The organism is Cuneatibacter sp. NSJ-177 (assembly GCF_022867805.1).
Lineage (GTDB): Bacteria > Bacillota > Clostridia > Lachnospirales > Lachnospiraceae > Pseudolachnospira.
In genome coordinates, this window is the sequence record NZ_JALIFO010000002.1 from 468,716 (window position 1) to 488,258 (window position 19,543).

Consider the following 19,543-nt stretch of genomic DNA (forward strand, 5'->3'; position numbering starts at 1 on the left):
AAGAGCGTACTCTATTACTATTTCTGGCAAATCTTTACACAAACCTCACAATGCCCCGACATAGGAAACATATCCACCGGCTGCCCCTCAACCATCCGATATCCCCCCTCCCCCAGCACCTTCACATCCCGCGCCAGGGTCGCCGAATCGCACGACACATAAACAATTCTTTCCGGCTGCATCCGCACAATCGTCTCCAGCAGCTCTCTCTCGCACCCTTTCCGGGGCGGATCCACCACGATCACGTCCGCTCTGGCCGTTCCTTCCCGGTACTTCTCCGGCAGCACTTCCTCCGCCTTCCCGACAAAGAATTCCGCGTTTGTGATTCCGTTCAGCGCTGCATTCTCCCGTGCGTTTTCAATAGCCTCCGGCACGATCTCCACTCCGTACACCATCTTCGCCTTCCTGGCCAGAAACAAAGATATGGTCCCGGTCCCGCAGTAAAGATCCCAGACCGTCTCCTCCCCGGTCAGCCCCGCGTACTTAAGCGCGGTCCGGTACAGAACTTCGGTCTGTCTTTTATTCACCTGATAAAAGGCCAGCGGAGAAATCCGGTACCGGTTCTCCCCGATCCGATCCTCAATCGCCAGAGGCCCAAAAAGCGGAACCAACTGCTTCCCCAGAATCACATTGGTCCGCTCCTGATTCACATTCAGTGAAATGGAAGTCATTCCGGGAGTCTCCCGCAGCCTCTCCACCAGCCGGTCTGCCGCTGGGACCCGCTTCCCATTGATCACCAGGCAAACCATAATCTGCCCGGTCTTCTCCGACTCCCGGATGAGAACATGACGAACCAGGCCGCGCCCGCTTTCCTCATCGTAGGGCTCTACCCGATTCTCCTTCATCCATCGTTTTACGATGCCCAAAATTTCCTCATTGACCGGGCTTCCCAGAAAACACCGCTCAGTCTCCACGATCCGGTGGCTCCGGGCCGCATAAAAGCCGGCCACAATCTCCCCGTTTTTATCCCGGCCCACCGGAAACTGCGCCTTGTTCCGGTACTCCCACGGGTCTTCCATCCCAAGCACTGGCAGCACCTTCGGGTCCTCCATGCTGCCGATCCGGATCAGATGCTCCCGCACCTTCTTTCGTTTCCACTCCAGCTGGCTCTCATAGCTCATGGCCTGTAATTGGCAGCCGCCGCAGGGTCCTGCCACCGGGCATCGAGGTTCCACGCGGCAGGGCGAAGCCTCTTTCACCTCCATGACGCGTGCATAGCCATAGGTCTTTTTCGCCTTGATTACCTTGGCCTCCACCACATCCCCGATCACCGCATCTTTTAAAAAGAGGGTATAGCCGTCAACCTTACCAATACCCTCTCCACTCTCCGTCATATCTTCAATTTTCACTGTAACCAGCTGATTCTTTTCCATTCCACCTGCCGGATGGAGCCCTCCCCATCCGCTTCCTTTCCCAATCCCTCTGCCGGCTTCCGCAACCCCTTCTCAACTCCGGGTAGTCTTCCTGACATTCGTCTCCAGCAGCCTTTGATATCCCAGCCACTCTTCCCCGCCGTCCCCGGCGCTCTGCAGCAGCTCGCACATGGTCTCCAGCTTCGCATCGGTATTGTCCGCGAAGTGCAGCGCCACCGCCTCAATCAGCGCCGGCTTTTTCGGGGATCCATATTCCAGTTCCCCGTGGTGGGACAAGATCAAATGCCCCAGCTCTGTGGCGGTCTGCTCCGGAAAGCCCGGAATCGTACGGACGTGCTCTCGAACCATCTCATATCCGATTACGATATGTCCCAAAAGCTGCCCTTCGTCGGTGTAATCATTGGCCGGGAACGGAGCCAGCTCCTCCAATTTTCCGATATCGTGGCACAGCGCGCCGGTGATCAGCAGATCCCGGTTCAGGATCGGATAAGCGCTGCAATAGTAATTGCAAAGTTCCGTGACCCGCAGGGTGTGCTGGAGCAGGCCTCCGACAAAACTGTGATGCACGCTTTTCGCCGCCGAATGGCTCTTGAACCGGCGGGCAAATGCGTCGTCTCCGAAAAAGCTCTCCGCCAATTCCCGCAGCTTATCGCTTTCAATGCTTTTCACAAAACCCATCAGTTTCCGGTACATGTCCTCCACCGGAAACGGAGACACCGGCAGATAATCCGCCGCATTGTACTCCCCGTCCTGAGCCACCCGGACCCGGCGGATATTCATTTGAAGGGAGCCCTGAAAACTGGTCACATCGCCGTCCACCTGGATATAATCCATGGCCTCAAAGTGGTGAATCGCATTACCCAGCTCCCAGATCTTCCCGTCCAGGGTGCCGGTTTTGTCCTGGAGCACCAGGGAGTAATAGGATTTCCCCATCTTGGTCTTGGCGCTCACTTTATTTTTGCAGAGGTAGATCTCGGAAATCCGGTCTCCCTCGTGTAAAGTCTCAATGTATTTCATCCTCTTATCCTTTCTCTACCGCGGCACCAGCTGTACCGCAAATACCTTTTCGGCATAGCCTTCCCGGCCGCCGCGCTGAATCGTCACTTCAACCTGTGCATCCGCCGGAAGAGTCTCCAATAGCGTCTGCAAATCTTTCATCGCCGCCACGGCCGTGCCGTCCACCGCGGTCAGAATGTCTCCGCTCTGCAATCCGGCCAGGTAGGCGGGCTTGTCCGTCACACACTTGGTGATGTAGATGCCCATCGGAATCCCCCGCTCCTCCGAGACCGTGGCCGAGACGCTCTGTCCTTTGATTCCCAGACAAGCAATCTGAGCACCGTTGGAGAGCCGTTCGATCACGCCTTTCATATCGGAGACGGACAGCGCCCGAATGACATTGGTCTTGTCCGTCGAACCATACTTTCCGGTGATCCATCCCACCACTTCCCCGTCCAGGTTGTACAAAAAACCGGAGGAGGAAGAGCCGCCCACGATATCCGTGTACATCACACGGAGCTGGCTGTCCTCGCCCTGCACATTGTTATTGATATAGGAAATAATTCCAAAGCCCACCGACTTCATCGCGCCCATCGGACTTCCCATGGCGATAACCGGGCTTCCCTGGGTCGTCAGATAGGAATTCCCCAGCGCCGCCGGCTGAATATAGGCGCGCAGATCGTCCTCCAGCGAGTCCGCCGGGACAGCGACCACTGCGACTCCTGTGGTTTCGTCGATCTGTTTCAGATAGGCGTCCCCTTCCCCATGGTTTCCAAAAGAGATGTGAACGCTCTCCTGCCCGCTTACGATGGCCGAATCCGTCAGGATCAAGACTTCCTGGCTGGTAATGGCGACGATGATGCCGCTGCTTTGCTGATCGCTGGAAAATTCGTTGTCAAACCAATCTTTGTCCGTGAACTCGGCCGTCACAGTCACCAATCCCTTGTTGGCCTCCACCATGGTATTCCCAACCGCCGTGTAGATTCCCTTTACGTCCTCGATCCCATTCCTGCTGCGATCGACGGCAGCCTGCACCATCCGTTCCAGTTCCTCCCGGTCAACGGCCGTGCCGGATTCCGCCGGAGCCTGGGTTGCCGGAGCCTCGGTGGTCACGGGAGCAGTCGTCAGATCGTCCCGGTTCAGCGTAATGCTCTCCGGCGGTTCGGTCTCCCCGAAACGTTCCTCCCAAAACGGACGTGACACTACAAAAGTCAGACTGGCTGCCAGACCAAAGACAAGCCCCATTCCTAAGGTAAACAGCGCCAGCCGCCCCCATCTCCTCGGCGGCTCTCTCTTCACGATTGTCTCACGGATAAACTCCCGCTTTTCCTTTTTCTCGTCCTTCGATTTATCACCGGGGTTATCTGCCATACCGCATTACCTCCATGGGGCTATTATAGTAGATTTTTCGTGCTTTGTGAAGCATTTTCCAGTGGAAACTTCGGCCGCGGCGCACTGGACAGGTTTTTCCTCCTGTGCTATACTCTCCTTATGAACGAAAAAGCATTGAAAACCTTAGAATATTACAAGATTATCCAAAAGTTAACGGACTTCGCCAATACGCCGGCCGCCAAGGAAATGTGCCGGAATCTGGAACCAATGACAGAGATTGCGGCTATCGAACGAGCCCAGAAAGAGACCAGCGACGCGGAGATGCGGATCATTGCAGGGGGCAGTCTCTCCTTTTCCGGCGTCCGCGACATCCGCCCCGCTGTCAAACGGTTGGAGGTGGGCAGTTCCCTCAATATTCCGGAGCTGCTGCAGATCGGCTCCCTGCTTGGCGTCGCCGCCCGCGCCAAAGGCTACGGCCGCCGGGAGGACCGGGAAAATCCCGATTCCCTGGAGGACTTTTTTGCGTCCCTGGAACCGCTGACGCCGCTGCGCCAGGACATTGACCGCTGCATTCTCTCCGAAGAGGAAATCAGTGACGACGCCAGTCCCGGACTGCGCCATGTACGCCGCTCCATCCGCAGCGCCAATGATAAAATCCACACACAGCTGAACGCCCTCGTGGTCAGCGCCCGCAGCTATCTGCAAGACGGCGTTATCACGATGCGGGACGGCCGCTACTGCGTCCCGGTGCGGCAAGAGTATAAAACCCAGGTTCCCGGCCTGATCCACGACTATTCCAGCAGTGGTTCCACCGCCTTCATTGAGCCCATGTCCGTGGTGAAGCTGAACAATGAACTACGGGAACTGGAAATCCAGGAAAAGAAAGAAATTGAGGCGGTTTTAGCCGGCCTCAGCAATCAGGCAGCCGAATTCAGCGCGGTCCTGACGCAGAATTTCCACATCCTGACCACCCTGGATTTCATCTTCGCCAAGGCAATGCTGTCGCGGAGCTACAAAGGAAGCGCCCCGATCTTTAACCTGGACCGCCAGATCCAGATCAAAGAAGGACGTCACCCGCTGCTGCCCGCAAAGAGTGTTGTGCCCATCGACGTGTGGCTGGGGAAAGACTTCGATCTTCTCGTGGTCACGGGCCCCAACACCGGCGGTAAGACCGTCTCCCTGAAAACCATCGGTCTTTTCACCTTGATGGGCCAGGCCGGTCTTCATATCCCGGCTGCCTCCGGTTCCCGCCTGGGCGTTTTCCAGGAAATCTTCTCCGACATCGGCGACGAGCAGAGCATTGAGCAGAGTCTCAGCACCTTCTCGGCCCACATGACCAATATTGTACGCATTCTGAAACAGGCCGATGAAAATTCCCTGGTCTTGTTTGACGAATTGGGCGCGGGCACGGACCCGACCGAGGGCGCGGCCCTGGCGGAAGCCATCCTCTCAAGGCTTCACCGGCAGGGAATCCGTACCGTGGCGACCACCCACTACAGCGAGTTGAAAATTTATGCCCTTTCCACCGAAGGGGTGGAAAATGCCTGCTGTGAATTCAACGTGGAAACGCTCCGCCCCACTTACCGTCTTCTGATCGGAGTCCCCGGCAAGAGCAACGCCTTTGCCATCTCCCAGAAGCTGGGGCTCCCGGTGGAGATCATCGAGGAGGCCAAAGAGTCCATCGGCCAGCAGGAAGAAGCCTTTGAGGATGTCATCTCCGATCTGGACGCCCAGCGGCGGATTCTGGAACAGGAAAAGAAGGAAGCGGGACGTCTGCGCGCTGAAGTGGAAAAACTGCAAAAAGAACTGTCCGGAAAACAGGACCGCCTGAACGAACAGAAAGAACGGATTCTGCGGGAGGCCAAGGAGGAAGCCCGCAATATTCTTCAGCAGGCCAAGGATTCGGCGGACAAAACCATTCGCAGCCTGCACAAACACGGAATGCTGATCGACAAAGACCTGGAAGCCGCGAGAAGCGGCCTGCGGGAACAGATTTCCGGATTGGATCAAGGGCTTTCCCGGAAACAGCAAAAGCCGAAGAAGCAAAACGACGCCAAGGATTTCAAAATCGGCGACGCGGTCCGCGTGCTTTCCCTGAACCTGAACGGGACGGTCAGCACCCTTCCGAACGCCAAAGGCGATCTCTTTGTCCAGATGGGAATCCTTCGCTCACAAGTCAACATCTCCGATTTGGAACTGCTTCCGGACGACGGAATTTCCGTGGGCGGGAAGAAGAATTACAGCGGGGCCGGATCCATCAAGATGTCGAAATCCGCTGCGATCCGCCCGGAGCTGAACTTGATTGGAAAAACCGTCGACGAAGCGCTTCCGGAGCTGGACAAATATCTGGACGACGCCTATCTCGCCCATCTGTCTCAGGTGCGCATCATCCACGGCCGCGGCACCGGCGCACTAAAAAAAGCGGTCCAGAATTTCCTTCGCACGTATAAGCATGTGGCCAAGTACCGGCCAGGCGAGTTCGACGAGGGCGGCTACGGTGTTACGGTTGTAGAATTCAAAGAATAGGAGGCGTTATGGCAAAACAGAAAATCCTGATTGTCGATGACGATACGAATATCTCAGAGCTGATTTCCCTCTACCTGACCAAGGAATGTTTTGAGACGAAATGTGTGGAGAACGGGGAGGACGCGTTGGTGGCGTTCTCCACCTTCCTCCCGGATCTGATTCTGCTGGATCTGATGCTGCCTGGCATGGACGGCTACCAGGTCTGCCGGGAGATCCGGAAGAGTTCCCGTACCCCGATCATCATGCTCTCCGCCAAAGGCGAAGTCTTCGACAAAGTGCTGGGGCTGGAGCTGGGGGCCGACGACTACATGATTAAGCCCTTTGACTCCAAGGAGCTGGTGGCGCGGGTTAAGGCCGTACTGCGCCGCACTTACGTGGAAGAAGCTCCGGCCAAGGAAAGCGGCAGCCAGATCGTGCGCCTGCCGGATCTGACCGTGAACCTGACCAATTACTCGGTCACTTACATGGGAAAAGCGCTGGATATGCCCCCGAAGGAGCTGGAGCTCTTATATTTTCTGGCCTCCTCGCCGAACCAGGTCTTTACCAGGGATCAGCTGTTGGATCATGTCTGGGGCTACGAGTATGTCGGAGACAGCCGCACCGTCGATGTCCACATCAAACGGCTGCGGGAAAAACTAAAGGACAACGAGGCTTGGTCCCTGTCCACGGTCTGGGGGATCGGCTACCGTTTTGAAGTAAAAAACAGAAATCGGAATTAAGTCCCCTTTCTGTCACGGAGGCACTTTATGCGTAAACCATTGTATTTGAAGTTTGTCCTGGGCTACCTGCTCTTTGCCGTCGTCTCTTTTCTTTTTATTGCCACGGCGTCGGCCCGAATGACTTATCTTCACTGTCTTGACAAGAAGGCGGACGAGCTGAGAGACATGGCGATCCGGATCTCGGAGAGCTGCAGTGGTTTTTATAAAGGAAGCACCGACGGATATGACGATTTTTTTCAGCCGCTGACCCAGCTTGCCCTGTTTTCCGATACGCGGATCTGGTTCATTGACCCGGAAGGCACCCTGGCCTATGATTCGGCCGGGATTTTGACCGATACCACCGTCGAAGATTTTGACCCCAACGACACGGACTCCCCTTACCGGACCGGGACCTTCTATGACACCCTCACGGAAAAATCCGTCTCAGTCTCGGCGGCGATTACAGGAAACTTTCAAACTTACGGCTATGTGGTCGTCCATCAGCCCTTGTCCCAGATCTCCCGGATCAGCGACGGAATGCTGATCCCGATTTACCTGACGTTTCTCGTAATCTTTGCCATCTCCCTGATCATCCTGGTGATCTTCCGCTATTGCGTGGCCCAGCCGCTCAAAGCGATCACCCAGGGAGCCAAGGAGTACGCGGCCGGGAACCTGAAATATACCGTCAAAGTGGATTCCGACGATGAGATGGGGTATCTGGCCGACACACTGAATTTTATGGCGCATGAGCTGAACAACTCCGAAGAATACCAGAAAAAATTCATTGCCAATGTCAGCCATGATTTCCGTTCCCCTCTGACCTCGATCAAAGGGTATCTGGAAGCGATGGCCGACGGCGTCATCCCGCCGGAAAATCAGGAAAAATATCTCCGCATCGTGATCAGCGAAACGGAACGGCTGAACAAGCTGACCCAGGGGCTTTTGTCCCTGAATTCTTTGGACCGCGCCAATCTGCACCTGGACAAATCCGATTTTGATATCAATACGATCATCAAAAGCACCTGCGAAACCTTTGAGGGGATCTGCGGACAAAAGGGCATCACCTTTGACCTGACATTCCCGGACGTCACCACCATGGTCTGCGCCGATATGGGGAAAATCCAGCAGGTTCTTTACAACCTGGTGGACAATGCGATCAAATTTTCGCCGGAAAATTCTTCGATCGCCATCCAGGTCAGCGAAAAGAATGATAAAGTCTTCGTCTCCGTCAAAGATTTCGGAGTGGGCATTCCAAAGGAAAACCTGAAAAAAATCTGGACCCGTTTTTTTAAGAGCGACGAATCCAGAGGAAAAGATAAGCGGGGAACCGGCCTCGGCCTTTCCATTGTCCGGGAGATCATCCAGGCCCATCAGGAAACCATCGATGTGATCAGCACCGAAGGCGCCGGGACCGAATTCATTTTCCGCCTGCCGAAAGCCCTATGAAATCGGAAGGCGCTTTTCCGCCATGTGACTGCGGGGCGCCGCATCAGTCCTCTTTTTTCCGGATCCCCAGTTTGTCCTGAAGATATGGCATCAATCCCCCGGCTTCAAACTGCTGCACCAGGTTGGCGGGAATCGGCGAGCCCTGAATCGTGAGATCCTTGGTCCAGTTATAAATGATTCCCGTGGCCGGGTCCACCTCCAGCTGATCTCCCACGTCCGCGCTGGCTGTGATGCCAGGGGCCTCAATGCACACCAGCCCCAGATTGATGGCGGAGCGGTAAAAAATGCGCGCAAACTCCTCGCCGATAATAGCCTTTGCCCCGCACATCTGAATGCTGGTGGGCGCAGACTCCCGGCTGGACCCGCAGCCAAAGTTCACGCCTACCACCAAAATCCCGCCGCCTCCGGCCGCCATTTTTTCCGGAAAGTCACGGTCCGCCACCCGCAGGCAGCATTCCGCCCAGTCCTTCGGCCCATATCCCTTTCCCTTGCTGAACTGATTGGAAGAAATCATATCCGTGTCGATATGGTCGCCCAGTTTTACATTGACTTTACCGCAAATTTTCTCCATATGGTGTCCCCTCCCGTCTACATAGTTTCTCTGGGATCGGTTATATAACCGGTCAGCGCGCTTGCCGCCGCCACCGCAGGCGAGGCCACGTACACCCGGCCTTCCGGGCTTCCCATCCGGCCGACATAGTTCCTGTTGTTCGTGGCAAGGCAGTTCTCCCCAGGCAGCAGCGGGTTTTGAATCCCGCAGGCGCCGCAGCCGGGATTTCCGACAATACACCCCGCCTCCGCCAGCGTTTCCAGATAGCCCTCGCGGGCCGCCGCCTCATAGACCACATTGGAGGCCGGATAGAGAATACACTTTAAGCCGTGCTTTATCTTTTTTCCTTTTAAGATGCCGGCGATCACTGCGATATCCTCCAGACGCCCGTTCGTACAGGCCCCCATCAGAATCTGGTTTAGCGGAACCTTACCCACCTCTCCCACCGGAACGCCGTTGGCCGGGCTAAAGGGCACCGCCACCATGGGATCCAGCTCGTCCGCATTGATTTCAATGGTGCGGCAGTACTCGGCGTCCTTATCGCTCTGATAAAACATCATTTCGGATTCGTCCACACCGCGTTCCCGCATAAAATCTGCCACGATCTCGTCCGGCTCAATGATTGCGTTCTTTGCCCCGCCCTCCACCGACATATTGCACATGGTAAACCGAGAGGAAACCGATAATTGATGGACCAGATCTCCCGTAAATTCCAACGTTTTGTAAGTCGCCCCATTTGCCCCGGTGATCGAGAGCACTTTCAGGATCAGATCCTTTGACATCACATATTTTGGAAGGCTGCCGCTGATATGGACGCGGATTGCCTGCGGCACCTTAAACCAAAGTTCCCCTGTCGCCATGACCGCGCAGGCCTCGGTGGAACCGATTCCGGTGGAAAACGCTCCCACGGCCCCGTAGGATACGGTATGGGAATCCGCCCCTACATAAACCTTTCCAGGTTTTGCCGTTCCGCTTTCCAACATGAATTGATGGCTGATTCCCTGCATGTAATGCAGCTGTGTCCCATAATCCTCACAGAATTTTATATTTTCCTGAACCTTCTCCGCGTAGACCCGCGTGCAAGGAGGCGCAAAATGGTCAATAAACACATGTACATGCTCCGGATTTTTCACCCGGAACCCGTGATCCCGGAAGATATAATAAGTCATTGCGCCTGTCGCGTCCTGAATGATCATATCCTCGATTTTGGCGGTCACGATCTCCCCCGCCTTCACCTCTTTTCGGCCCGCGGCATGTGCAAGGATTTTTTCCGTTATCGTCATGCCCATAAAAATTCCTCCTGATTACGAGGCTGCTGCAAAAGGGGACGAGTTTCCTCATACCCCTCGGCCCGATGGCCGCCGTCCCATTTACCGGAACGCTTTTTGCAGCAGCCCCACTCTTGTCAGCGCTCAAAGATCAGTTGCTGAACGCATCCTCAACCGAGCATTTCATATCATAAATTTCCTTGCCTAATTCGCCGAACTCCGCCGCATAGGCATCATATACCGGGTTCATCTTCTCCTGCATTTTCGCCCACTCTTCATCGGGCAGCTCGATGTACTCGGCCAGATTTTTCTTTACTTCCTCCCGGTCCGAATTCTGGCGGTCCGGATAAACCTCGATCGTACGGGCCAGGCATTCCTTGGCCGCGTCCGCCATAATCTGCCGCTGATTCTCGGAAAGCTGATCCCAAGCTTCATTGCTGCAGCAGACAAAGTAAGGGCTGTAGCTGTTGTTTACACTGGGAACCACCATATAAGGACAGAGTTCATACAGCTTGTTGTTCAAAATCGTGTTGGGCGTCGTCATTGCTCCGTCCACCACCCCCGTCTGCAAACTGAGATACAGATCGGAAGAGCTGATGAAGGTCGGCGTACAGCCAAGTGCATTCAGGATATCATCGGAAATCCCGCCGGTGGTCCGGACCTTCCAGCCGGTATATTCTTCCGCCGTATGGATTGGTTTGCTGAATACCATATCGACATATCCCCCTTGGCCGATCGTACCGATATACTTGACACCGGCGTTGTCAAAGGCGGTGAAGATCTGGTCATGGCAGGCTTCCATCACATCGTAGCACAGTTTAAGCCGGTCTGTCAGTTCCTTGGCCGGAGCCGTGCAGGGCATATTCATCACCTCAAGGTCAGGCACCGATCCCTCTACATAAGAGGTATTGACCAGGTACATGTCGATGGTTCCCATCACCATCGCGGACACGGACTCGGTTCCTTTTACTAGCGTCTCCGAAGGGTAAAGCTCAATGGTGACAGTTCCGTTGGACAGCTCTTTGACGCGGTCGGCCCACCACTGCAGATCTTCGCCTCGGTAGTCCTCCAGAGTAAAGGTTAGCCCGCACTTTAAGGTAACGGAAGGATCCTCCGCCGAAGCTGCACCCGCCGACCCGGCGGAAGCGCCCGTGGTCCCGGCAGGGGCCGCCGTTGTCTCCGCCTGTTTTTCTCCGCAGGCGGTCATGCCAAGCGCCATCGTAAGCGCAAATGCAAGGGCAACAATACGTTTTTTCATGAATTTTTCCTCCTTTATTTGTGTGAATTCTTAATTCCTCCGGTTTAAATCAGACACAACGCAATTCCAGGGAAAATGCAGAGCAGTACAATCATGACGATATCAATCAGCAGCATCGGCAAAGCGCCCATCACAGTCTCATTCAGGGAAACATCCGGCGCCAGGCCCTTCACCACGTATGCCGCAAGACCTACGGGAGGGGTAACCACCGCAATACAGAAGTTCACGATACAGGTCACGGCAAACCAGACCGGATCGAACCCCAGTGCCGTGATCAGCGGGAAAATCACCGGCATGGTGAGCAGGAAAATGGACCCGCAGTCGAAAAACATTCCCAGGAACAGATAGGCAATATGGATGACAAGAAATACGACCCATTTGCTGAGCCCCTGCTCCACAATCCAGTTGCTCAGCATCTGCGGCAGGTTCAGCGCCGTCAGCACATAAGAGAAAAGCTGAGCCGCAACCATGATCAAAATGATGGTGGCGCAGGTTTTCACGGATTTCTTTAAAGCTTCAAAAAATCTCGGAAAGGTCAGCCTTCTCATGCAGAGGGTGATCAAGATGGCTCCCACCGCGCCGACGCTCGCCGCCTCCGAGCAGGTGGCAAAACCGCCGTAAATGCTGCCGATCACCAGGAAAATCAGGATAAGGACCGGAAGGATGGTCTTTAAGGAGGAAAGCTTTTCTTTCCAGGAGTAATGCTCAAAAGTGACTCCCTTCATTCTTCCGCTGGCCAGAATGATGTAGACGGCATACAGCAGACAAAGGGTGATGCCGGGTACAATTCCCGCCAGGAAAAGTTCTCCCACCGAGGTCTCTGTGATCACGCCGTAGCTGATCATGGGGACACTGGGGGGAATCAGCATCCCCAGGCCGGAGGTGGCCGCCACAACGCCGCAGGCCAGCTTTGGATCATAGCCTTTCTTTCGCATTTCCGGGATAGCCACGCCGCCTACGATGGCGGCCACGCCGATGGCTGTCCCGCTCACCGCTCCGAAGATGGTGGAGGAGGCCGCCGTGCCGATGGCCATGCCGCCGGGAAGCCGCCCGAACCATTTTTCCATCGTGCCGAAAAGGTCTGCGCCAATGTTGGTGCACATCAGCACTTCCGCCATCAGGATAAAGATGGGAACGGAGGCAAGGGTGGAGTTATTGGAAGCGGCCCAGGAAATATTGGCGACCGCCGCCAGCGGCTTCGGACCCAGAAAAAGGAGAATTCCGATGACGCTGGTAACGCCGATGGAAAAGGCCACCGGAACCCCCAGCATCAAGAATGCAATCAACAACGCCAGTATGGTAATGGCAGGTATCGCCCAATCCATTATTTTTTTCCCTCCTTTGTCTTTTCTTTTTTCTCTTCTTGATACTCATAAATGGTTTTCAAAAACAATACAATGGAGGTAAAGCAAAGAAGCAGTGATCCTGCCGGGACTGCCAGCTGAGGGATCCACAAAGGAGTCGCCAGCGCAGAGTTGGATTTCCAGCCCTTCGTCAGGGAAATCTGCATCAGCTCCGTGGACTTATAAAACAAGACTGACAGAAACACAAAGCTCATCCCAATACTGAAAAGCTTGACAACAAACTGAATCCTTGGCTTCATCTTCTGGATCAGCGCATCGACCGTCGTCATCCCTCCCTGACTATACGCGTAGGGTGCAGCCAGAAAAGCAATAAAGGCGAACAGGTAGCCGCTGTATTCTCCCACCCAGACATTGGAGTGGTTAAAAACATAGCGGCAGATAACTTCATAAAATGTTGAAAATACGATCAGAACCAACATCAAGGAAGAAAGATACCATAACGCCTTGTTGACTTTATCCACGGTTGCAAAAAATTTTTTCACTGTGTTACTCTCCTTTCCCGTTTTTTCTCTCAATGAATTAATTGTTCTATCTATTTTCTATCATAATTTCTCTTTTTAAGCTAATACCTATATCCTCATACGAGCCATAGCTTCCCGGTTATACCACCTCTTTGTCCCGAATTTATCCTTTGTTTTATTCCCCTTTTTCGCTGAAATGTGCTATAATTACACAGAAAAAAGATAGGATGATCCTACTGCCGAAAAGGTTCACCGAGATAGGGAAAGGAGGGAAAACCCATGACGATTGCTCAGATTGCCTGTTTTTTAAAAGCAGCTGAATGCAGGAACATCTCCAAGGCCGCCGGGCAGATGTACATTTCCCAGCCTTCGCTCAGCAAGCACATCACCTTGCTGGAGGAGGAACTGGGGCTTCGGTTATTTGAAAGGAAAAGCCAAGGAGTTTCTCTGACGAAATCCGGCGAAATCATGCGGGATTTTTTCCTCAGCGCGAAAGAACAGTACGAGACGGCGATCCTCACCGCGAAACAGTACGATAAAGAGCCGGTGAGAACGCTGCGGGTCGTCTGTATTGAGGGAAGCGACATTTCCTTCTTCTACCCCAAATTCAACCAGATTTTGCAGGAAAAAAACGCCAAAATTCAACTGCTTTTGGAGGGCTATAACTATTCCAGCATGATTCAGGGGCTGCAGTCCGGCTCCATCGACGTCGCCCTGGCCATCTCCTGCAATTTTAAAGAGAGCAAGGACATCGCCGTACAGCATCTTTTTACCATCGGCGGCAAAGTCCTGATCGGCAACAACCATCCACTGGCGAAAAAAGAGAAGCTGTCCCCTGCCGATTTCCGGGGACAGACGCTGTATTCCCTGGCCCCGTCCACCATGTCTCAAAGCCACCGGAGCTATTATACGGAGCAATTCCGAAAGCGTGGGATTGAGATCGAAATCTCCTACCTTCCTTCTCTCTCTTCTATTTTTACGAAGCTGCAGAGCGGATCCGGCTTTGCCATTGTCGGGGACTGGATTATGATTCCCCACAATATGTATGTGTGCACCTTTCCCGATGATCCGCTGGACTTTTCTTTTGATATGGGAATCGCCTGGAAGCCCAAGAAGTGCTCCAGCGTCACGAAGGAATTTATACAAATTATCACTGAATACTATGGGGCAAGGGCGATGCTTAATTCCGAAGCCAAATGATCGGATATCGAACCAACACTTTTCTCCTAGGTTTATTCCATAAAAACTGTCATTTATATTTTAACAAGTGATTTCTCTTGTATTTTCTGATGTAGTTATCTATAATAATAGAATAGATTGTAAAATTAGGACGGAGATTGTCATACATTGGGCAGCAACTGAAACAGCAGAGATAGAATATTATTTATTCCAAGGAGAAGCGATGAAAGAGATTACAAAATCTGAATCAAAAGTCATGATGGTGATCTGGAGTTCCTCTCAGGACCTGGGGCTCCAAGAGATTATGGCCCTGCTGGAAACCAACTATGATTCCTTATGGAAGCCTCAAACAGTGTCTACCTTCCTCGCCCGCCTGACCAAAAAAGGATATTTAAATATGTACAGGCAGGGACGCCAATTTCTCTATCGGGTTATGGTAGAAAAAGAAGACTACATTCATTGGATGCTCTCCGGTATGATTGATTTCTGGTTTGACGGGAAGAAAGAAAACTTAATTCAAGTGCTAGATCGATAAAAAAAGGGCTGCGCAAAATGGAGTATCTGGAAGGAAAATCCATTTTTGTGACAGCCCTTTTTTAATAAAGACTATATTTCCGCTCAGAGCAGCTCCTCGCTCTGGTGAATCCCGGTTATGGAGTATTCGACCCACTCGGCGATATTTGTCGCATGATCCCCGATGCGTTCCAGATACTTGGCAATCATGATCTGATCGATGGCCCGGCTTCCGTCGCCCCTGCCGGCTGCAATGGAGGAAATCAATTCGTCCTTGATCTGGTCGAAAAAGCGGTCCACGATATCGTCCTCCGCGATCACCCGCTTCGCCAGCTCCCGGTCTCCTTTCACATAGGCGGACACGCTCTGGTTCACCATACCGGCGGCCGAGCGCGCCATCTTTCCGATCTCTGCGAGAACTTTTCCTTCCGTCATTTTTCCGGACTGAATGATCTCCGCGATATCCGCCGCCTGATCCCCGATCCGCTCCATATCCGTGATCATTTTAAGCGCAGCCGAGATCTGGCGCAGATCACCGGCCACCGGCTGCTGCTGCAGCAAAAGTTTCAGGCACAGACTCTCGATATCTTTTTCCATCCGGTCAATCTCGCCGTCGGCCTCCATCACTTCTTTTGCACGCTTCAAATTTCCTTCATCCAGGGCCTTTGCCGCCTCCCCGATCGCTTTCTCGCAGAGCTCCCCCATACGAACCAGTTCTTCCTTCAGTTGTTTGAGCTGCTTTTCATATTGATCCCGCATCAGCCGAACCTCCCTGTAATATAATCCTCGGTGCGCGAATCCGACGGCAGGGAAAAGAGCTTTTCCGTATTCCCTTTTTCCACCACCTCTCCCAGGAGGAAGAACGCCGTGTCGTCTGAAACCCGGACCGCCTGCTGCATGTTGTGGGTGACGATGATGATCGTATAATTCTTTTTCAGCTCCAGCGCCAAATCCTCAATCTTTGAAGTGGAGATCGGGTCCAGGGCCGATGTCGGTTCATCCATCAGGATGATGTCCGGCTCCACGGCAAGGGTCCGGGCAATGCAAAGCCTCTGCTGCTGGCCGCCGGAAAGTCCCATCGCGCTCTTGTGCAGCCGGTCTTTCAGTTCGTCCCAGATCGCCGCCTGGCGGAGGCTTCGCTCCACGATCTCATCCAGCTGATGTTTTCTCCGGATACCATGAATCCTCGGACCGTAAGCCACATTGTCATAGACGCTCTTGGGAAATGGATTGGGCTGCTGAAAGACCATGCCTACCCGGTGACGCAGCTCAATCGAATCCATGTCCCGGTAGATATCCCGGCCGTCCATCCGAATCGTACCCTCGATCCGCACATTCTCCACCAGATCATTCATCCGGTTCAACGTTTTTAAAAAGGTGGATTTCCCGCACCCGGAGGGACCGATCAGAGCGGTAATCTTATTTTTCTCTATTTTCATATCAATCTGTTTCAGCGCGTGGAAATTTCCATAATACAGATTCAGCGCACTGATGTCGAATTGATTTCCATTTTGAGGAATCGCTATTTTATCTTCCATTTTTACTCCTTATTGATCGTCTCAACTCTTCTCGCCGGAATTTTTCCGGCTGATCCGCCTGCTCAGCGCGTTGGCTGCAATGCTGAACACCAAGACCAAAATCATCAAAACTGCCGACGCCAGATTGGCAAGGTCTCTGTCCTGTCCGTTGGTCTGAAGGTTCCAGATCTGGATGGACAAAGTTTCCGCCGGACGGAAAGGGTTAAAAGGGCAGGTCGGGGAGGTAATATCCCAGTTGCCCCAGCGCAGGTCGCTGCCGGAACCGGTGGTATAAAGCAGCGCGGCCGCCTCGCCAAAGCCCCGTCCAGCCGCCAAAATCACGCCGGTCATGATCCGCGGCACACAGGCCGGAAGCAGCACGTGAAAGACGGACTGCCATTTGGTCGCGCCCACGCCCATGCTCGCCTGGAAATATCCAGGCGGCAGGTCCTTGATGGCGTCTTCCGTTGTCTTGGTGATCAAAGGAAGGGTCAGGATCGAGACGGAAAGCGCGCCGGCCATCAGGCTCTTTCCCATTCCAAAGAAAACAAGGAATACCAGATAGCCGAACAGACCCACCACAATGGAGGGCAGGGAAGAAAGCGTCTCGATGCAAAGGCACAAAAACCTTGTCGCCTTTCCCTGCTTCGCATACATCGCCAGGTAGATTCCCGCCGAGACGCCGATCGGGACGGAAAACAGGAGGGAGAGGAACACCAGATAAACCGTGTTGAATAGCTGATTCCCAATACTTCCCTTGCGCAAAAAACCAAACATTTCCGGCGTCGCCCCGGCCAGCCCTCCTAGGATTACCTTGGAGGCGAAGGCAAACAAAAGGGCAAAAAAGAAAAATGCCACCGCATAAAATACAAACGTCATCCCCCGGTCGACCCGTTGGGAACGTCTTACTTTTTGTTTCATTCAGTACTCCTTCCTACTGTTTTGCCGCATACTCCCGCTGTTTGGAGAAATGGTGAATCAGGAAAATGAAAAACAGCGAGATGAGAAACAGCAGTAATGCCATGGACCACAGCGCCGACTTGGTTTCTCCGCCTTCCATCGCGTTTCCCATCTGGGCGGCAATCTCGGTGGTCAATGTCTTGGTCGTAGAAAAGATACTGGTGGGAAGTGCCGTTGTCTGGCCGATGACCATGGCCACAGCCAAAGCCTCTCCAAACGCCCGCGCCAACCCTAAGATAACACCGGACAGAATCCCTGGCTTTGCAGCTGGTATCACCACACGGTAGATCGCCTGCCATCTGGTGGAGCCAAGACCGTAGGCCGCCATCCGGCAGTCCTGGGGGACAGAGCGGATCGCATCCGCCGATACGCTGGTGATCGTCGGAAAAATCATCACCGCCAGCACAATCCCGGCGGCCAGGACCGAATGTCCCACCTGCCGGTCAAACACCGTCTTGATCGCAGGCACCAGTACGGTCAGGCCGACCCAGCCGTACACCACCGACGGGATCCCGGCAAAGATTTCCACCACCGGTCGGTAAAACCGCTCCCCGAATTTTGGGGAAATATCTGTCATAAAGATCGCGGTCCCCAGGGAAAACGGCGTTGCAATGATCAGGGCCAGCAGGCAGGTCGTCAGGGATCCCACGAGAAAGATTAAAGATCCAACCGCTCCTCCCCCCGCCATGCTGTCCTCCGGCGCCCACTCGGCGGTGCCGATAAATTCCCAAAGGGAATGGCCGAAAACCGTAAATGTGGCGGACCCTTTATAGACCAGAAAAGCACCGATGACGATGGTCAGCAAAATGACAAAAAGCCCGCCGGCGGTCATCAGGCTGCGCCAGAAATATTCTTTGGCAAACATGCTCTTTTCTTTGTTTTTATTCATCTTTCCTCCCAGGTACAAGGAAAAAAGGATCTTGCCCCACCGATATTTCCGATGGAATCGGAAGGCGGCCGTTTTCCGACGCCCGCCTTCCTTTTTGGATCCCTTTCCTGTTTTAGTGTTCCGTCTTGGTCATCTTGGAGGAAACGCCGTATCCCAGGGCTTCCATCTGGCCGCCGTATTCTTCGGACATGATGTAGTCGAGAAATGCCTTGGTCACCGCGTCCGGCTCGCCTTTGGTGTACATATGTTCAAAGGTCCAAACCGGATAAGTTCCGTTATATGTGTTCTCAAGCGTAGGCTCCACACCGTCGATGGCGATGGTGGCAACACCGGGGTCGCCGACCAGGTAGGAAAGAGCCACGTAGCCGATCGCGCCCTTCGTGTCCTTTACATTCTGGAGCAGAACGCCGGAATCATCGGTCTCCATGGATACATTGGAGGCTTCCTTGTTGCCGTCGAGGGCATATTTCTGGAAAGTGGCGCGGGTTCCGGAGGATTCCGGACGCGTAATCAGGACAATTTCCTCGTCCGGTCCGCCGACCTCGCTCCAGTTTTTGATTGTTCCGGTAAAGATTCCGATCAGCTGCTCTTTGGTCAGGCTGGTCACGCCGCCGTCCTTGACATCCGGATTGACAATGGGGGCCATGGTAATCACGCAGACCGGATGATCCACCAGATCCGTGCACTGGGCCGCGTCCAGTTTTTCTTCGGCCGTCACATCGGAGTTCCCGATGTTGACGGTGCCCTCGGCCACCTGCTTTAATCCCTCGCCGGATCCGCCGGCATCGATGGTGATGGAAACGTCCGGATATTTTTGATTGAAGGCCTCCGCCGCGTCATCTGCGAGAGGTTTTAAGGCGGAAGAGCCTGCCGCTGTGATCGTTCCGCTCAAATCAGCGCCCGCCTGGTTCGCGGTGGTATTTGCCGCGCCGGTCGATGCCCCGGCTGTCGTGGATCCGGCCGCCGTGGTTTTTGCCGCCGTGGTTTTTGCCGTCGTTGTGGTCTGTTCATTGGTGCCGCATCCCGCCAGAGCGGAAGCCGCCATCAGTGCGCTCATTAAAATTGCTGCTGTCTTTCTTTTCATAACACATTCTCCTCTTTTCTTTTTCAACTTTTTCTCTTTTACAAGACGCATTTTAGCAAGGTCTTGTAAAAATCAGAGGATGGTTATGTTAGATTTATGTAAAAAAACGCAGGATTTATCCTCGATAAA

18 protein-coding genes are annotated in these 19,543 nt (G+C 53.8%); 5 read left to right on the top strand and 13 right to left on the bottom strand.

The genetic code is table 11. The annotated features are described in order from the left end of the window. Positions 1-17: 17 nt before the first annotated feature. The 3 genes from rlmD to MUB23_RS06205 all read right to left on the bottom strand — a co-directional run bounded on the left by rlmD (position 18) and on the right by MUB23_RS06205 (position 3,740). Positions 18-1,373 carry a 23S rRNA (uracil(1939)-C(5))-methyltransferase RlmD gene (gene rlmD, locus MUB23_RS06195; protein ID WP_244799479.1) on the bottom strand — a complete coding sequence of 452 codons (1,356 nt, stop codon included), beginning with the start codon at positions 1,371-1,373 and terminating at the stop codon, positions 18-20. Between the two features lie 72 nt (positions 1,374-1,445). Beyond that, positions 1,446-2,390 carry a 3'-5' exoribonuclease YhaM family protein gene (locus MUB23_RS06200; protein WP_244799480.1) on the bottom strand — a complete coding sequence of 315 codons (945 nt, stop codon included), beginning with the start codon at positions 2,388-2,390 and terminating at the stop codon, positions 1,446-1,448. Positions 2,391-2,405: 15 nt separating this feature from the next. Continuing rightward, positions 2,406-3,740, bottom strand: a complete 1,335-nt coding sequence (locus tag MUB23_RS06205; protein ID WP_244799482.1) for a S1C family serine protease — start codon at positions 3,738-3,740, stop codon at positions 2,406-2,408. 120 nt (positions 3,741-3,860) lie between these two features. Between MUB23_RS06205 and MUB23_RS06210 the strand changes: the two genes are divergently transcribed. From MUB23_RS06210 to MUB23_RS06220, 3 genes are read left to right on the top strand one after another with little or no spacing between them, the layout of a single operon-like run. Next, positions 3,861-6,227, top strand: coding sequence for an endonuclease MutS2 (locus tag MUB23_RS06210; protein WP_244799483.1), 2,367 nt, complete (start codon positions 3,861-3,863; stop codon positions 6,225-6,227). Positions 6,228-6,235: 8 nt separating this feature from the next. Beyond that, on the top strand, positions 6,236-6,946 hold the full coding sequence (locus MUB23_RS06215) for a response regulator transcription factor (protein ID WP_244799485.1): 711 nt from the start codon (positions 6,236-6,238) through the stop codon (positions 6,944-6,946). 27 nt (positions 6,947-6,973) lie between these two features. Further along, the gene (locus MUB23_RS06220) at positions 6,974-8,371 is read left to right on the top strand and encodes a HAMP domain-containing sensor histidine kinase (protein WP_244799487.1); all 1,398 of its coding nucleotides are present in this window, start codon (positions 6,974-6,976) and stop codon (positions 8,369-8,371) included. 43 nt (positions 8,372-8,414) lie between these two features. On the opposite strand, the gene MUB23_RS06225 is transcribed toward MUB23_RS06220, so the two are convergent. The 5 genes from MUB23_RS06225 to MUB23_RS06245 all read right to left on the bottom strand — a co-directional run bounded on the left by MUB23_RS06225 (position 8,415) and on the right by MUB23_RS06245 (position 13,293). Beyond that, on the bottom strand, positions 8,415-8,942 hold the full coding sequence (locus MUB23_RS06225) for a LeuD/DmdB family oxidoreductase small subunit (RefSeq protein WP_244799489.1): 528 nt from the start codon (positions 8,940-8,942) through the stop codon (positions 8,415-8,417). A gap of 17 nt (positions 8,943-8,959) precedes the next feature. After that, a complete protein-coding gene (locus MUB23_RS06230) occupies positions 8,960-10,210 on the bottom strand; it encodes a 3-isopropylmalate dehydratase large subunit (RefSeq protein ID WP_244799490.1) in 1,251 nt (416 codons plus the stop codon). 130 nt (positions 10,211-10,340) lie between these two features. Continuing rightward, the gene (locus MUB23_RS06235; protein ID WP_244799491.1) at positions 10,341-11,447 is read right to left on the bottom strand and encodes a TRAP transporter substrate-binding protein; all 1,107 of its coding nucleotides are present in this window, start codon (positions 11,445-11,447) and stop codon (positions 10,341-10,343) included. Between the two features lie 44 nt (positions 11,448-11,491). Beyond that, complete coding sequence (locus MUB23_RS06240; RefSeq protein WP_244799492.1) at positions 11,492-12,772, bottom strand: TRAP transporter large permease; 1,281 nt, start codon at positions 12,770-12,772, stop codon at positions 11,492-11,494. Then, on the bottom strand, positions 12,772-13,293 hold the full coding sequence (locus tag MUB23_RS06245) for a TRAP transporter small permease (RefSeq protein WP_244799494.1): 522 nt from the start codon (positions 13,291-13,293) through the stop codon (positions 12,772-12,774). The genes MUB23_RS06240 and MUB23_RS06245 overlap by 1 nt, the downstream gene beginning before the upstream one ends. 258 nt (positions 13,294-13,551) lie before the next feature. Between MUB23_RS06245 and MUB23_RS06250 the strand changes: the two genes are divergently transcribed. After that, the gene (locus tag MUB23_RS06250) at positions 13,552-14,472 is read left to right on the top strand and encodes a LysR family transcriptional regulator (RefSeq protein WP_244799495.1); all 921 of its coding nucleotides are present in this window, start codon (positions 13,552-13,554) and stop codon (positions 14,470-14,472) included. A gap of 202 nt (positions 14,473-14,674) precedes the next feature. Continuing rightward, positions 14,675-14,986, top strand: coding sequence for a BlaI/MecI/CopY family transcriptional regulator (locus MUB23_RS06255; protein ID WP_244799497.1), 312 nt, complete (start codon positions 14,675-14,677; stop codon positions 14,984-14,986). Between the two features lie 83 nt (positions 14,987-15,069). Here MUB23_RS06255 and phoU read toward each other — a convergent pair whose 3' ends face one another. From phoU to MUB23_RS06280, 5 genes are all read right to left on the bottom strand, one after another. Next, entirely contained in the window at positions 15,070-15,723 is a 654-nt protein-coding gene (gene phoU / locus MUB23_RS06260) for a phosphate signaling complex protein PhoU (protein ID WP_244799498.1), read from the bottom strand. Further along, positions 15,723-16,502 carry a phosphate ABC transporter ATP-binding protein PstB gene (gene pstB / locus MUB23_RS06265; RefSeq protein ID WP_244799500.1) on the bottom strand — a complete coding sequence of 260 codons (780 nt, stop codon included), beginning with the start codon at positions 16,500-16,502 and terminating at the stop codon, positions 15,723-15,725. The genes phoU and pstB overlap by 1 nt, the downstream gene beginning before the upstream one ends. Before the next feature lie 21 nt (positions 16,503-16,523). Beyond that, positions 16,524-17,402 (bottom strand): phosphate ABC transporter permease PstA, encoded by an 879-nt coding sequence (pstA, locus tag MUB23_RS06270; RefSeq protein ID WP_244799501.1) that lies wholly within the window; start codon positions 17,400-17,402, stop codon positions 16,524-16,526. Between the two features lie 13 nt (positions 17,403-17,415). Beyond that, complete coding sequence (gene pstC, locus MUB23_RS06275) at positions 17,416-18,330, bottom strand: phosphate ABC transporter permease subunit PstC (RefSeq protein ID WP_244799502.1); 915 nt, start codon at positions 18,328-18,330, stop codon at positions 17,416-17,418. A 112-nt stretch (positions 18,331-18,442) separates the two neighbouring features. Then, complete coding sequence (locus MUB23_RS06280; RefSeq protein ID WP_244799507.1) at positions 18,443-19,414, bottom strand: phosphate ABC transporter substrate-binding protein; 972 nt, start codon at positions 19,412-19,414, stop codon at positions 18,443-18,445. Between the last annotated feature and the right edge of the window lie 129 nt (positions 19,415-19,543).

Excerpts from the sequence above, each read along its gene's own strand:
- MUB23_RS06250 (WP_244799495.1), top strand. The coding sequence starts at position 13,552 with ATGACGATTGCTCAGATTGCCTGTTTTTTAAAAGCAGCTGAATGCAGG.
- MUB23_RS06280 (WP_244799507.1), bottom strand. The coding sequence starts at position 19,414 with ATGAAAAGAAAGACAGCAGCAATTTTAATGAGCGCACTGATGGCGGCT.
- pstA (WP_244799501.1), bottom strand. The coding sequence starts at position 17,402 with ATGAAACAAAAAGTAAGACGTTCCCAACGGGTCGACCGGGGGATGACG.
- MUB23_RS06230 (WP_244799490.1), bottom strand. The coding sequence starts at position 10,210 with ATGGGCATGACGATAACGGAAAAAATCCTTGCACATGCCGCGGGCCGA.
- MUB23_RS06225 (WP_244799489.1), bottom strand. The coding sequence starts at position 8,942 with ATGGAGAAAATTTGCGGTAAAGTCAATGTAAAACTGGGCGACCATATC.
- MUB23_RS06235 (WP_244799491.1), bottom strand. The coding sequence starts at position 11,447 with ATGAAAAAACGTATTGTTGCCCTTGCATTTGCGCTTACGATGGCGCTT.
- rlmD (WP_244799479.1), bottom strand. The coding sequence starts at position 1,373 with ATGGAAAAGAATCAGCTGGTTACAGTGAAAATTGAAGATATGACGGAG.
- pstC (WP_244799502.1), bottom strand. The coding sequence starts at position 18,330 with ATGAATAAAAACAAAGAAAAGAGCATGTTTGCCAAAGAATATTTCTGG.
- MUB23_RS06220 (WP_244799487.1), top strand. The coding sequence starts at position 6,974 with ATGCGTAAACCATTGTATTTGAAGTTTGTCCTGGGCTACCTGCTCTTT.
- MUB23_RS06210 (WP_244799483.1), top strand. The coding sequence starts at position 3,861 with ATGAACGAAAAAGCATTGAAAACCTTAGAATATTACAAGATTATCCAA.
- MUB23_RS06215 (WP_244799485.1), top strand. The coding sequence starts at position 6,236 with ATGGCAAAACAGAAAATCCTGATTGTCGATGACGATACGAATATCTCA.
- MUB23_RS06200 (WP_244799480.1), bottom strand. The coding sequence starts at position 2,390 with ATGAAATACATTGAGACTTTACACGAGGGAGACCGGATTTCCGAGATC.
- MUB23_RS06240 (WP_244799492.1), bottom strand. The coding sequence starts at position 12,772 with ATGGATTGGGCGATACCTGCCATTACCATACTGGCGTTGTTGATTGCA.
- pstB (WP_244799500.1), bottom strand. The coding sequence starts at position 16,502 with ATGGAAGATAAAATAGCGATTCCTCAAAATGGAAATCAATTCGACATC.
- MUB23_RS06205 (WP_244799482.1), bottom strand. The coding sequence starts at position 3,740 with ATGGCAGATAACCCCGGTGATAAATCGAAGGACGAGAAAAAGGAAAAG.
- phoU (WP_244799498.1), bottom strand. The coding sequence starts at position 15,723 with ATGCGGGATCAATATGAAAAGCAGCTCAAACAACTGAAGGAAGAACTG.
- MUB23_RS06255 (WP_244799497.1), top strand. The coding sequence starts at position 14,675 with ATGAAAGAGATTACAAAATCTGAATCAAAAGTCATGATGGTGATCTGG.